This is a genomic window from Akkermansia sp. GGCC_0220 (assembly GCF_017566105.1).
Taxonomy (GTDB): Bacteria; Verrucomicrobiota; Verrucomicrobiia; order Verrucomicrobiales; family Akkermansiaceae; genus Akkermansia; species Akkermansia massiliensis.
The window spans coordinates 331,662-344,799 of sequence record NZ_JABFCI010000001.1 but is presented as its reverse complement, the minus strand read 5'-3'; the positions used below and the strand labels follow the sequence as shown (position 1 = coordinate 344,799).

Genomic DNA, 13,138 nt, shown 5'->3' with positions numbered 1-13,138 from the left:
GGCCGCTTCAGCATGTGGTCTTGATGCGCGGAAGTATTTCTTTAAACTGCTTTTCAATTCCGTTTTTCCGTCATGAATTCCCTGCTGTATACGTTCACTGCGCTGCTGGGCGCCGCCTGCCTGGCGCTCCCCGCATTTTCCGCTCCTGCGGCCGCGCTGCCCGCCACCCTGAAGCCAGAACCCCACCAGCGGGATCCGTATGACTGGAATGCGCGGCATGAAGCCGTCAAGAAGCGGAACCGGGCCGTGAAGCCGGAATACGTGATGATAGGGGACAGCATCACCCATCATTGGGGAGGGGAACCCTCCGGAGACAGCAGGAAGGCGGGGGAGGCCTCCTGGGAGAAATTGTTCGGTCCCCATGCGGTGACCAACATGGGCTTTGGCTTTGATTACGTGGACAATGCCTATTACCGCGTGCAGGACGGGGAACTGGCCGGCATCTCCCCGCGGGTCATCATTATTCTGCTGGGAACCAACAATCTGGGGCACCGCAAGGATGCGCCGCAGGCCTGTGCGGACAATATCAAGGCATTTGTCCGCCTGGTGCATCAGAAATGCCCCTCTTCCAAAATCCTGCTGCTGGGCATTCTGCCCAGGAGGGAGAAAAACCTGGCGGAGCCGGTGAAGCAGACGAACAAGCTGCTCGCAAAGCTGCAGAATGGAAAAAACGTCTTTTTTGCCGATCCGGGGAAGGCTCTCCTTTCCGCGGACGGCGTTTCTCCGCGCAATGAATTGATGAAGGATGTAGTGCATCCCAATGCCAAAGGGTATGAGGTGCTGGAGAAGGAACTGTCCGTACTTCTGAAAAAGCTGGATGCGAAATACCGCGGCGGGAAATCCGCGGACAAGCATTCCTGACGGTGGTCTTTTTGCGGAAGGAGGGAATTGTGCTTGAAGGGGAAGTCCTGTTTGAGGAAAATGTACCGCCTTTAGTATTTGATTTATGAAAAACCTGTTGTTTGCGTTGTTTGCCGGTTCCGTCTGCTGCTGTTATGCCCAGCAGAACGCCGCTCCCGCTCCGGAGCCTGAAATTGTCGCTACGCCGCCGTCCGATGCCGGACGCGGCCTCATCCGCGTGAACTCCCGTGAAATCCGCCATTACTCCGGCACCCGCAAGGAACCGGACTACCTGGTCAGCAAGGACAACGGAAAGACCTGGGAAATGAAGGCGGCTCCGAGCGGTTACCCGCCCAACTACGGTGGCATTCCCAAGGAATCCCCGGCGATTGCGCGCAACCCCGTGACCAGGGAATTCATCCGCGTGCAGCCCATCGGAGGGTTCATCTTCCTCTCCAAGGGAGGCCTGGACGGCAAGTGGTTTGCGGTCACGAACGACGGCAAGCTGGAGGAAGACTGGAAAAATCCGGAGAAGCAGAAAAATCTGAAAAAACTGGGCGGCATCATGCGCACGCCCACCTTTGTCAACAAGGGCAGGAGGGTGATCGTGCCGTTCCATAACATGGGCGGCGGCACCAAGTTCCATATTTCCGACGACGGAGGCCTGACCTGGCGCGTGTCCAAAAATGGCGTTACCTCTCCCAAGCATGAAGCCAGGCCGCCCCACCAGGGCGTCAGGTGGTTCAACAATGCCGTGGAAGCCACAGTGCTGGAAATGAAGGACGGCACCCTGTGGGCGCTGGCCCGCACCTCCCAGGACCAGGCGTGGCAGGCTTTCTCCAAGGATTTCGGTGAAACATGGAGCAAGCCGGAGCCGTCCCGTTTCTTCGGAACCCTGACCATGAATACGCTGGGCCGCCTGGATGACGGAACCATCGTCTCCCTGTGGACGAACACGATGGCCCTGCCTGAAAACGCCACGGCAGGCAACGGCACGTGGGAGGACGTGTTCACCAACCGTGATTCCCACCACATTGCCCTTTCCAATGACGAGGGCAAGACCTGGTACGGATTCCGGGAAATCATTCTGGACGAACACCGCAACCATCCCGGCTATGCCACCCTGGACGGTCCGGAGGACCGCGGCAAGCACCAGAGTGAAATGGTGCAGCTTGACAAGAACCGCATCCTGATTTCCCTGGGGCAGCACAAAAACCACCGCCGCCTGGTCATTGTGGACCGCCGCTGGGTGGCTGCCAAAACGCGTTCCACGCAGACGGGCAGGGACCTGGACGGCCAGTGGACCATCCATACCTATATCCCCCAGAAAAAAGGCCATTGCAGCTATAACCGCAAACCCTCCGCTGAACTGGTGCCCGACCCCTCTGGAGGTGGAAAAAAAGTGCTGCAAATCAAACGCCTGAATGATCCAGAACTGGTTAATGAGAAATCCAATGTGGATTACCAGAACGGGGGCGCCACCTGGAACTTCCCGAACGGGACCACGGGGCTGGTCAAGTTCCGCTTCCGTGTGGCGGACGGGGACCAGGCGGACGATTCCGGCCTTCAGGTTTCCCTGACGGACCGCCTGTTCAATGCCTGTGATACCACCACGAAGGATTACGCCCTGTTCACCTTCCCCATCAAGCTGAAGCCCGCGCCCCATCTGCTGCTGGGCATGAAAAAAGTTCCTTTTGCGCCCGGCGCGTGGCATGAAATTTCCATTCTGTGGCAGGGGCCGCAGGCTGTGGTCTCCCTGGACGGGAAGAAGGCCGGAACGCTGAAAATGGCCAATCAATCTCCCAACGGAGCCAGTTACATCCATTTCATCAGCACCGGTTCCAAACCGGATGCCGGCATCCTGCTGGATACGGTGAACGCCCGGGTGAAATAAAAGGCGTCCTGCCGCAGGGGGGCGGCAGGAACTCAGCGGCCTCTCTTTTTCGGAAGCGGTGAAGCGTTTAACTCCGGCAGGTTCTTCAGGACCATGTGCAGATGGTCGTTTGACCGGTTGCCTATCTGCTGGAGGACCGTGCGCCCGTACTTGTCACGCAGGGAAGGGTCTGCCTGGTGGTCCAGCAGCAGGCGTGCAATGCCCAGTTTCAGGCGGTCAAGGGAATCGTCCCCCAGCAGCATGTCACGGCAGCACAGCATGAGGGCCGTTTCCCCGGCTGCGTTTTGATGGTTGACGTCCGCCCCCTCGCTGATGAAAAGATTGACCAGTTCCCTGATTTGGGGGAGATGGGATATATCAATGAAAGCCAATTGGCGGCACAGGTTCAGCAGGGCCGTGTCTCCCCCGGAATCCGGCGGAGCCGTGTTCATGGGCATGGCCGCGTTGACGTCCGCCCCGTACTCCAGCAGGGTATGCGCGATTTGCAGCGCGGTTTTCGGGGTGTTCAGGTTCAGGGAAAGAAGGGGAGGGGTCATCTCTCCGCGGAAATTGGGATCATACCCGGCTTCGCAAAGCTTGCGGACCAGAAGAGGGTATCCGGCAGCGGCGGCCCAGGTCAGCAGACTGGTTTTTTTACCCCTCAATTCCGGCTGGAGGGAAATATCCGCCCCGCATTTCAGAAGAAACAGAGCCGTTTCCTCATAGGGCGCCCCTCCGATGCCGGCTACGCAGGTCATGACGAGGGGAGGCCAGCCCATCGGGCCCGGTTTATCCACATCCGCGCCGTTCTGGATCAGCAGGTTAAGGCAGGAAAGCCTGTTGTGCACCGGCAGGGGTCTGGTATCGTCCATTCCGGGCTGGCAGGCATAAGTCAGGGGTGTATCCCCCTGTTCGGACCCCGGGATGGAGGGAAGGGCCTGGTGCGGCAGGATGATCTGGAGGTTCGGGTCCGCGTTGCGCTGCAGAAGGCGGCCCAGCAATTGCACCTCTCCGAGCCCCGCAGCCAGGTGCAGCAGGGTTTCGTGGGACGAGGTGCTGCAGCGGCCGTCCGCGCTCTCCGCCGTATTCCGGATCATCTGGAGCCTTTCCCTGATTTCGTCCTGCATGTACTGGCGCATGGAAACCTCGGAAAACATGTGCCAGTCAATATGGCGGGAATTGGGGGAAAGCCCGCGGAAAATGAAACGCTCCGGGCTGCGGTGCGCCGTGAAATCCGCTGCGGTAAGAATTTGCTCCCTTTCCGCTTTTGTCCAGATAGGGTTGAATTTCCATTCCGCGGGGGAAGGGTCATTCCTGAGGAACCAGAAAATGGTGGAGCCTGCGACAAGAGCCGCAAAAACGCTCAAAGCTCCAAGAAACCAGAGGGTTTTCTTTCTTAAGGTCGTGTGTATCATAAGCAGGGGAACTGCAAAAAGCCATGATGCAGGAATCCGTAACTTCGGGCAATGAAAAAATGGTACGCGCAAGGAATGCCCGGAGCGAATTATATGGAAATTTAAACGGCGGATTGTAATCCGGAGGGAGATTTTTTCCTGCCTGACATGGAAAAGAAGCCCGTGGATAAAGTCATTTGCGAGGGTGGCGGAAAATATGGTGTCATGCCCCGGACGTCATATTGGACATGGGTCTTATGATGTGGTTCATTTAATTCCAATTATTTGAATTATGTCCGGATTACAATCCGGTATGATGCGTTAGGCGTTGCGGTTGTGACGTCTGTCTTAAAATTTCTTTCATTTGCTGTTGTTGCCATTGAAGTTAAAAAATGCAGGGAGCACCAGTTTTCCGTAAAAACAGCCGGAAAAAAGGCGGCATTTCCGTTACTGTGTGCTGAAACGTCTCTTCCGCCGCCTGGCCCGTGCTGTCTGAAGCCGCTCTTGCCTTGGAAGAAACGGCGCATGATGATTCAGGCAACGTTATGGACTCCGTCAAACTTATTGCGTCCGATATGGATGGAACGCTGCTCAATGGAAAGGGAGAACTGGACCCTGCGTTTTTCTCCCTCTTTAAAAAACTTGAACACCGGGGCATCCGCTTTGCGGCGGCCAGCGGGCGCCAGTATGACGGACTGCGCCGGACCTTTGCCCCCGTGGCGGACCGGATGCTGTTCATTGCCGAAAACGGCGCCTATGTGGCGTCTGGTTCCAGAGAATGGCTGGTGCTGGACATGGACCGTGAAACGGTGGCCGGGCTGATTGCCATGATCAGGCGCATTGAAGGGACGTGCATTGTCCTTGCGGGCCTGGACTCCGCATATATTGAAGATAAACAGCCGGAATTCGTCCGGGAGGCCCGCCGGTATTACACCCGCTGCAAGGAGGTGGATGACCTGCTGGACGTGCAGGGGGACAAGCTGCTGAAAATAGCCGTATATGACTTCAAGGGAGCGAAGGAAAACAGTTATCCCCGCCTGAAGCATTTGGAGCATGGCTTCCAGGTGGCCGTCTCCGGAGAAAAATGGATGGACATCAGCCGGAAGGGGGCCGATAAGGGCGCCGCCCTGGAGCTGATTCAGCGGAAACTGGGCATTTCTCCGGAGGAAACGATGGTCTTTGGGGACCAGATGAATGATGCGGAAATGATGCGGCAGGCCCGGTTCAGCTATGCCGTGGCGAACGCCGTGCCGGAAATCCGTGCCATGGCCGCGTTTGAGGCCCCGTCCAATCAGGAAAACGGAGTCATGCAGGTGCTCGGAAAGTTGCTGGAGGTCCATGCTCCGCAGGGTGGGGCCGGGGACTGCTGAGCCGTCCGGTCCATATTGCCGGGAGCAGGGAAACTGGTAAAACAAGGGCATGGGGCATCCTGGCGTGGCTGGCAGGCTTATGTTCCATGCCGGTGATGGCCGTGTTCGCCTGCGTGGGCGGCGTTTTGCCGGGAACTGGCTTTCTGCTGTTCAAGCTGGAGGATCCCCTTCTTGGGATTCTGGCGGGGTGTCTGGTTCTGATGGAAGCGGCTGGGGACTGGGTTCTCCATTTGATGGGAGCGTAAACCCGTTGTCCGCGGCAATGAAGGATGCTTCCTCCACGCCTTCCCGGCGAAGGGCTTCCCGGAAATCGTCCAGCGTTTCCTGGTAGCCGTCGTCCGCCAGTTGCCAGGTGCCGAAGTGGAAGGCCATGCCCTGCCTGGCGCGCAGCGTTTTAAAGGCCCGGACTGCGTCGCGCGGCGACAGATGGACGCCTGCCATGAGTTCTTCCGGAAGATAGGACCCGATGGAAAGAAGGGCCAGGTCCGGAGAGCCGAGGCGGTCCCGTATTTCCGCGAAAAAGCGTGTCCGGGCCGTATCTCCGGCAAAATAAATGCCCGGACCGTCCGCCGCGCGCAGGAAAAAGCCTCCCCACAGGGACCGGTTGGCGTCTCCGTGGAATGGACTGCGGCCGCTGTAATGCCGTGCGGGGGTGAAGGTGACGGTGGTTTCCCCATCCCCGGACGGCAGGGCGGCGGACTGCCACCAGTCCAGCTCGCGGATCTGCGCCTGTGCGCCGCAAGGGCGCAGAAGCAGGCGGCGCAGCCCCAGAGGAACAAGAAAGACGGGGTGGAAGCGTTCCTCCAGCCTTTTCAGGGTGGGCGCGTCAAAATGGTCGTAATGGTCGTGTGAAACCAGTACGGCGTCCACCTGCGGCAGATCCTCCCATGCGATACCCGCGGGCCGCTTCCGTTTGGGGCCCATCCATGCCACGGGGCTCACGCGGCCGGACCAGACGGGGTCCGTCAGCACGTTCAGGCCGTGCAGCCGGATCAGGATGGTGGCATGATTGACCATGACGGCCTCCCATTGCCCCCGTTCCACGGGAACATGAAAGGAGGGAATACGGGCGTTTTCCGCCACGGACGGATAGGGGCGCGGACGGCGCGTGAGCATCCATTTGACGATGCTCCAGTGGCTGCGGTGCGGTATCGGTTCCGGAGAGTGGAACCGTTGCGCCGCCCGTTTTTCTAAGGAAAATGTGCGGCAGAGCCGTGACTGGAGGAAGGAATGCAGGGACATGGGGAACGCGGTCCATCATAACGGTTCCGGTTCCGGGAGGAAACGGGCGCCCCCGTCAGCATGAAAGCCGCCGCCCTTTTTAGTTTTGCTTTTCCGGGGCGTATATGGTACATCCGTGCCAGACGTCATGAATCAGGAATTCTTTTCAGTGCTTGTGCAAGTGGTGGCAGCCCTGGGGCTGGCCGGCATTATCTTGTTGCTCAGTATCTTGATGGGCAAGCGCTCCTCCGTGCGCAAGCCTGCGGACATTCCCTACGAATGCGGGATGATTCCCATGGGGGAAGGCGCTCCCATGTTCTCCGTGAAATTCTACATGGTGGCCATGCTCTTCGTCATTTTTGACCTGGAAGTGGTATTCCTCTATCCCTGGGCCGTCAACTTCCGGGACTATGTGATGATGAATCCGGAATCCTTCACGGCCATGTGCATCTTCATCGGCATTCTGCTGGTGGCCTACCTGTACGCGCTGGGCAAGGGGGCCCTGAACTGGCACCACGATCCCCGCTGACCCTTCCTTATTCCATTTCATCAAACGCCGTGCTCCGTCGGGAACGCGGCGTTTTTCATGGGGAAGAGAGGGGACAACCCTGGGAAATCCTATGGCGGGGAAAAATCCCCTTAAGGCTTATTCCTTGCCTCTATGTCTCTTTTGCGGATAAATTCTTATTGTATGAAAGATGATTTCTCTTGCCAGGGAAAGGGAATGGGGATAGCGTCTGCGTGACCAGGAAATCCAGCATGAATCTGCCTCTTCCCAAAACGACGCAGGGAGTCTACCGCCTGTCGGTCAGCACCTTCTATTTTCTCCAGGGCCTGGTATTCGCCAGTTGGGCGTGCCGTATTCCGGACATCAAGAATGCGCTGGGACTGAATGACGCCGACCTTGGCTCCGTGCTCTTTGCCGTTCCGGTGGGGCAAATGTCCGCCATGGCGCTGTCCGGCTATCTGGTGGGCCGTTGCGGCAGCCGGAGGATACTGATAGCGGCTTCCATCTTTTATCCCGCCGTGCTTGTGTATCTGGGCATGGCGTCCTCCTTCTGGGAACTGGCGGCGGGGCTGTTTTTCTTCGGGGTGGCCGCTAATTTGACGAATATCTCCGTCAACACGCAGGGCGTGGGAGTGGAGCGGCTGTACCAGTGCAGCATCATGGCCCGGTTCCATGGCTTGTGGAGCCTGGCGGGATTCTTCGGCGCCCTGCTGGGGGCGGTGATGGTGGACTGGAAGGTATCCACGGAAATGCACTTCATCGCCATTTTCCTGATGTGCATGGTCATTCTGGCCGTCTTTTCCCCCTCCCTCCTGCCGCGGGATGCACGCCGCTCCTCCACCCAGGGCGGAGGCATGTTCCGGAGCATGGATGCCTATGTCTTGGTGATCGGACTGATCGCCTTCGGAAGCATGGTGAGCGAGGGAACCATGTTTGACTGGAGCGGCGTGTACTTTGAAAGCGTGGTGCAGCCCGGTCCCGGACTGGTGCAGATGGGCTACGTGGCGTTCATGAGCACCATGGCCCTGGGACGCTTTACGGCGGACCGCATGGTGATGCGCTTCGGCCCCGTGCGCGTGCTGCGCGCCAGCGGCATTCTCATTGCCTCCGGGCTGCTGGTCTCCGTCCTGTTCCCCATGCTGTGGTCCGCCACGCTGGGCTTCCTGCTGGTGGGCTTCGGAACCTCCTCCATCGTTCCCCTTTGCTACAGCATGGCCGGAAAATCCAAAAAAATGATACCAAGCGTAGCCCTGGCCTCCGTCTCCACCATCGGCTTTCTGGGCTTCCTGCTGGGGCCTCCGGTCATCGGCCACATTGCCCATGCTTTCTCCCTCCGGTGGTCCTTCTCCCTCATTGCCCTGGTGGGGCTGGGCACGGCGTTCATCGCCCCCTTCCTGAAAAAGTTCAGGTAAACTTCCGGAAAAGGGAATGAGCGCGGGCATGCGGGTACGTCATTAAGAGCAACCTATGCAGCCCTTATTATCTATTCCAAAGTTATCTACAGGCAATTCTTCTATTTCTATGATGTTGTTTATGAGAATATCGCATTCCGGCAATTTTTTGATTTCCACTTCATATAGATTGTTGCTGCCGAGGTGGGCATAGACTACATAGATTTTACGGGGATCGGGTGAATAGTCTGGATTATCCGGGTAAAGAGACTGGATAGCTTGATAAATATCAGTTGGTGTGAGGGTTCCGCAATTGGCGTGATGAACATGGGCGCATGCTTGAGTGTGCATGTCTGTCGATGTGTAGATGACCGAAACGCACGATCTCAGGCCGACGGAGGACAATACTGCCGGATTGGCGTCAAATGTTAACAAGCCTTTATAATTGGTAATCAGCGGTTTGGTTTTTACTCTCCGCCTTCTGGGAATAAATGGAGCCGGGCCCTGATAGCGGCCGGGAGACAGTTGTGACCGTATTGTTGGGGGTGTGGTATGAAATTTCCGATATTAACGGGTTCTATTTTCTCTTGGGTATGGTATGCATGATTGTTTTTTTGTGTTGATAATAAGGATTTTAAATTAATTTTTAAGCAGAATTTTAGAATATTCTCTTTGCCGGAGGCACGAATTGACTTCCAAATGTACGGACAGGGCAGGCGAGTGCGAAGGGCGGCCGTCGGCTTTTCTGTTGGGAGCCGTCAGCCGGGTACTTCTTGTCATTACTGCGGAGTAATTCATTCAATCGCCTTACCTGATGGTGACAAGCGTAGATAATGATGAATAAGGCACTGGATTGTTGTTTTACATGGCGGCCAAATACCCGTGCATGATGTAGTTGGCATGGCGGAAATACCTTGTCAAATAGGGGCGAAAGCGGCTTGAAAGGGTCCAATTTTTCACCATAAAAAAACCCCCTCTTCAAGTTGTTTACTTAAAGAGTGTTATTGATGGTGCGCCTGGCAGGACTCGAACCTGTACGCCTTTCGGCACCAGATCCTAAGTCTGGCGCGTCTACCAATTTCGCCACAGGCGCGACGAATGCGTGGGCGCACTCTGCCATACCGCGCCCTGGCGTTCAAGATTAAACGGGGGAGCTTTGTCTTTGACATGCCCCAGGGCAGCCCGTATGGTGGCGGCCTATGAAAATGTTAATTACCCTGTTGAGTGTCTGTCTTCTGGCCGCGTCCCCCCATTCACGGGCGGATGTCAGGCTGCCCAAAAGCACTTTCACCACGGACCGAATGGAAGAGGCTCTGAAAACAGCGAAAGAGCAAAAGAAGCCCGTGGCCTATCTTTATACGAACACGGCCACGACCTGCCCGCTGGCCGCCGGCGTGACGGAGGGATTTCTTGAAGCCGTGGGAAAACGGTGCGTGCTGGTTTATCTCCCGGTGAAGGGAGGCAAGTCCACGGTGGCCGCTCCCGTGAAGGAGGCCCTGGAAAAGGGCAAGTTTTATCCCAAGCTGGTGCTGACTGCCAGCGACGGCTCCGGGGCGCAGTGCTTTACGTATGAGGCCTACCAGGCGGATTCCAAAAAAGCGGCGCGCGAGATCAAGAGGCAGATTATTGCCCTGGCTAAAAAGCAGTCCTGAACCGGAGGACGGAACATTCCGGGCGTTCCGCAGGGCAGTTCAGCCCATGATTTGCGCCGGAAAGGGGAATATTTTCACAAACAGGAAATCCAGCATTCCCACGCACAGGGCGATGCAGATGGCCTTTTTGGGCGACAGGCGGGGAGCCGTCTTCAGCCAGATGACGATTCCCGCGTGGACCGCCAGGGAGATGCCCACGGACCACCAGAAGAACGGAATGCCCGTCATGGCAAAGAGCGCCGCCAGCGGATAGGTGAACGCCAGGAAGATTTTCATGATGGCTTCCCATTCATGTCCGCGCACCATCATCAGTTGCTTGGATAGAAGGGAGACGTACAGGCAGGAGGGGACCACGACGCACAGGATGAGGGAGACGAACCCTTTTTTTGCATACCGTTCTTCCTGCGTGGGAATGTACATGCCGCATATACTGGGTCAGCAGGGGGGAATTGTCAAACATTGTCCTAGCCCGGCGGGGCGGGGGGATTATACTGGCTTCCTCGCGTATGTCGTCTTTTGAATTAAATTCCTCCTTCAAGCCCTCCGGGGACCAGGAGCAGGCCATCGGCAAGCTGCTCAAGTCTCTGGAGGCGGGCAACAAGCACCAGGGCCTGCTGGGGGTGACCGGGAGCGGCAAGACGTTCACGATGGCGAATCTGATCGCCCGGATGAACAGGCCCACGCTGGTGATTTCCCACAACAAGACGCTCGCCGCGCAGCTTCACTCGGAGCTGAAAAGCTTTTTCCCGAATAACGCGGTGGATTACTACGTTTCCTATTTCGACTATTACCAGCCGGAGGCGTACATCGCCAGTTCCGACACTTATATCGAGAAGGATTCCGCCATCAATGACGAGCTGGACCGCCTGAGCCTGAACGCCATGAATTCCCTGATGACGCGCCGGGACGTGATTGTGGTGGCGTCCGTCTCCTGCATTTACGGCCTGTCCACCCCGGAAGATTACCGTAACCTGACCCTGCGCATTCGTGAGGGAGACATCATGGACCGGGACGTGTTCCTCCGGCAGCTGGTGGAACGCCTGTTTGAGCGGCAGGATTTTGATTTTACCCGCGGCACGTTCCGCGTGCGCGGGGAGGTGGTGGAGGTGTTTCCCGCCTATTCGGAAGGGGAGGCGATCCGCGTGGAGTTTTTCGGAGACGAGGTGGAACGGGTTTCCCTGATTGATTCCACCTCCGGCCGCGTGCGGGAACGGCTGGGGAGTTACACCTTTTTCCCGGCCAAGCAGTACGTGGCCGCTCCGGAAAAACGGGCCGCGGCGCTTAAGGCCATCCGGGCGGAGCTGGAGGACCGCGTGGGATGGTTTGAGAAGCATGGGCGTCTTTTGGAAGCGCAGCGCCTGAAACTGCGTACGGATTACGATCTGGAGCTGATTGAAGAACTGGGCTTCTGCAAGGGGATTGAGAATTATTCCCGCCATCTTTCCGGCCGCCTGCCGGGCAGTTCCCCCTCCACGCTGCTGGATTTCTTCCCCAAGGATTCCCTGACCCTGATTGATGAAAGCCATGTGGCCGTGCCCCAGCTGGGCGGCATGTACGAGGGGGACCGCAGCCGCAAGAATATTCTGGTGGAGCATGGCTTCCGCCTGCCCAGCGCGCTGGACAACAGGCCGTTGAAATTCCATGAGTTCATGGAGAGGCAGAACCAGATCGTGTACGCCTCCGCTACGCCGGGGCCGTTTGAGCTGGTGAACTGCCGTGCGGACAACAAGACTTATATTCCCGTGCGCCGTGCCGCCAGGTCCGGGGAAAAGGCGCCGGAAGGCTTCAAGGGGATTCTGTTCACTTCCCCCAAGGATATCCGCGTCACTCCCAGCCCGTCTACGGAACCGGTGGAGAAGTTTGATCCCACGAAGCGTTCCACACCCCTGATTGTGGAGCAGATTATCCGTCCCACCGGCCTGCTGGAGCCGAAGATCACCATCCGTCCCCTGAAAGGGCAGATTGACGAGACGATTGCCCTGTGCAACGAGCGCGTTGCCAAGAATGAACGCGTGCTGGTCACGACGCTGACCAAGAAGACGGCGGAAGACCTGACGGAGTACCTGAAGGGGGTGGGGCTGAAGGTTTCCTACATTCATGCGGATGTGGACGCGATTGAGCGCGTGGAGATTCTGCGCGCCCTGCGTGCCCGGAGGATAGACGTTCTGGTGGGCATCAACCTGCTCAGGGAGGGGCTGGATTTGCCGGAAGTCTCCCTGGTGTGCATTCTGGATGCGGACAAGGAAGGTTTCCTGCGCAATGAAACGTCCCTGGTGCAGACGGCGGGCCGCGCCGCGCGCCATTTGAACGGGGAGTGCGTCCTGTTTGCGGATGTAATGACGGATTCCATCAAGCGGCTGATTGAGCTGACGGATTACCGCCGGGGCATTCAGGAGAAGTACAACCTGGAGCACGGCATTGTTCCCCAGACGGTGAGCCGGTCCGAACAGGGGCAGTTGAAACTGTATGCGGAAGAGGATGAAGAGTCCTTCCGCGTGGCGGAGGACGAGGCCGGGTACGGGCTGGAAGAGCGCATTGCCAGGCTGGAGGCGGAAATGAAGGAGGCGGCCTCCCATCTGGAATTTGAACGCGCCGCCCTGATCCGGGATGAAATCAGGCAAATGCGCGAAGGCGGTAAAAAAGAGCAGGGCATTCCTTGAAGAATGCCTCTTTTCCCCTCCGGAACGGGAAAGCCCGGATGTTCCAGACCGGGACGGAGGCAATGACGCCATTTTTCCGGGATCATCGTGCCGATGATTGATTTTCAAGCGTTTTTCCCGGGAGAAATGTTCCGCGGCAATCGCTGCCAAAAACGGGGAACCCTTTTACGGAGAAGGCATGGGAGGTTGCCGCATTTCAAAAAACGAATTGCTAATCCGGGGTCAAGGC

11 protein-coding genes and 1 tRNA gene are annotated in these 13,138 nt (G+C 57.5%); 7 read left to right on the top strand and 5 right to left on the bottom strand.

The window, feature by feature from the left end:
- The first annotated feature begins 72 nt into the window (after nucleotides 1-72).
- Both HJW02_RS01455 and HJW02_RS01450 read left to right on the top strand, forming a co-directional pair.
- Nucleotides 73-861 (top strand): GDSL-type esterase/lipase family protein, encoded by a 789-nt coding sequence (locus HJW02_RS01455; protein ID WP_102722747.1) that lies wholly within the window; start codon nucleotides 73-75, stop codon nucleotides 859-861.
- Nucleotides 862-946: 85 nt separating this feature from the next.
- On the top strand, nucleotides 947-2,734 hold the full coding sequence (locus HJW02_RS01450) for a sialidase family protein (RefSeq protein ID WP_102722748.1): 1,788 nt from the start codon (nucleotides 947-949) through the stop codon (nucleotides 2,732-2,734).
- A 32-nt stretch (nucleotides 2,735-2,766) separates the two neighbouring features.
- On the opposite strand, the gene HJW02_RS01445 is transcribed toward HJW02_RS01450, so the two are convergent.
- Nucleotides 2,767-4,128 carry an ankyrin repeat domain-containing protein gene (locus tag HJW02_RS01445; protein WP_022397229.1) on the bottom strand — a complete coding sequence of 454 codons (1,362 nt, stop codon included), beginning with the start codon at nucleotides 4,126-4,128 and terminating at the stop codon, nucleotides 2,767-2,769.
- Between the two features lie 524 nt (nucleotides 4,129-4,652).
- On the opposite strand from HJW02_RS01445, the gene HJW02_RS01440 reads away from it, so the two are divergent.
- Nucleotides 4,653-5,477: a Cof-type HAD-IIB family hydrolase gene (locus HJW02_RS01440; RefSeq protein WP_102722938.1), complete on the top strand. Its 825-nt coding sequence runs from the start codon at nucleotides 4,653-4,655 to the stop codon at nucleotides 5,475-5,477.
- A 150-nt stretch (nucleotides 5,478-5,627) separates the two neighbouring features.
- Here the strand turns inward: HJW02_RS01440 and HJW02_RS01435 are convergent, their stop codons facing one another.
- Nucleotides 5,628-6,719, bottom strand: a complete 1,092-nt coding sequence (locus tag HJW02_RS01435; protein ID WP_102722936.1) for an MBL fold metallo-hydrolase — start codon at nucleotides 6,717-6,719, stop codon at nucleotides 5,628-5,630.
- 127 nt (nucleotides 6,720-6,846) lie between these two features.
- On the opposite strand from HJW02_RS01435, the gene HJW02_RS01430 reads away from it, so the two are divergent.
- Together HJW02_RS01430 and HJW02_RS01425 are read left to right on the top strand one after the other, a co-directional pair.
- On the top strand, nucleotides 6,847-7,227 hold the full coding sequence (locus tag HJW02_RS01430; RefSeq protein WP_022397226.1) for an NADH-quinone oxidoreductase subunit A: 381 nt from the start codon (nucleotides 6,847-6,849) through the stop codon (nucleotides 7,225-7,227).
- Nucleotides 7,228-7,457: 230 nt separating this feature from the next.
- Nucleotides 7,458-8,618: an MFS transporter gene (locus HJW02_RS01425; protein WP_102722937.1), complete on the top strand. Its 1,161-nt coding sequence runs from the start codon at nucleotides 7,458-7,460 to the stop codon at nucleotides 8,616-8,618.
- A 42-nt stretch (nucleotides 8,619-8,660) separates the two neighbouring features.
- Here the strand turns inward: HJW02_RS01425 and HJW02_RS01420 are convergent, their stop codons facing one another.
- Together HJW02_RS01420 and HJW02_RS01415 are read right to left on the bottom strand one after the other, a co-directional pair.
- Nucleotides 8,661-8,948: a hypothetical protein gene (locus tag HJW02_RS01420; RefSeq protein WP_146018146.1), complete on the bottom strand. Its 288-nt coding sequence runs from the start codon at nucleotides 8,946-8,948 to the stop codon at nucleotides 8,661-8,663.
- A 657-nt stretch (nucleotides 8,949-9,605) separates the two neighbouring features.
- Nucleotides 9,606-9,690, bottom strand: a tRNA-Leu gene (locus tag HJW02_RS01415).
- A 106-nt stretch (nucleotides 9,691-9,796) separates the two neighbouring features.
- Between HJW02_RS01415 and HJW02_RS01410 the strand changes: the two genes are divergently transcribed.
- Nucleotides 9,797-10,249 (top strand): hypothetical protein, encoded by a 453-nt coding sequence (locus tag HJW02_RS01410; protein WP_102726952.1) that lies wholly within the window; start codon nucleotides 9,797-9,799, stop codon nucleotides 10,247-10,249.
- 39 nt (nucleotides 10,250-10,288) lie between these two features.
- Here the strand turns inward: HJW02_RS01410 and HJW02_RS01405 are convergent, their stop codons facing one another.
- A complete protein-coding gene (locus HJW02_RS01405; protein ID WP_022396598.1) occupies nucleotides 10,289-10,669 on the bottom strand; it encodes a hypothetical protein in 381 nt (126 codons plus the stop codon).
- Between the two features lie 86 nt (nucleotides 10,670-10,755).
- On the opposite strand from HJW02_RS01405, the gene HJW02_RS01400 reads away from it, so the two are divergent.
- The gene (locus tag HJW02_RS01400; RefSeq protein ID WP_102722934.1) at nucleotides 10,756-12,909 is read left to right on the top strand and encodes an excinuclease ABC subunit UvrB; all 2,154 of its coding nucleotides are present in this window, start codon (nucleotides 10,756-10,758) and stop codon (nucleotides 12,907-12,909) included.
- Nucleotides 12,910-13,138 lie beyond the last annotated feature (229 nt).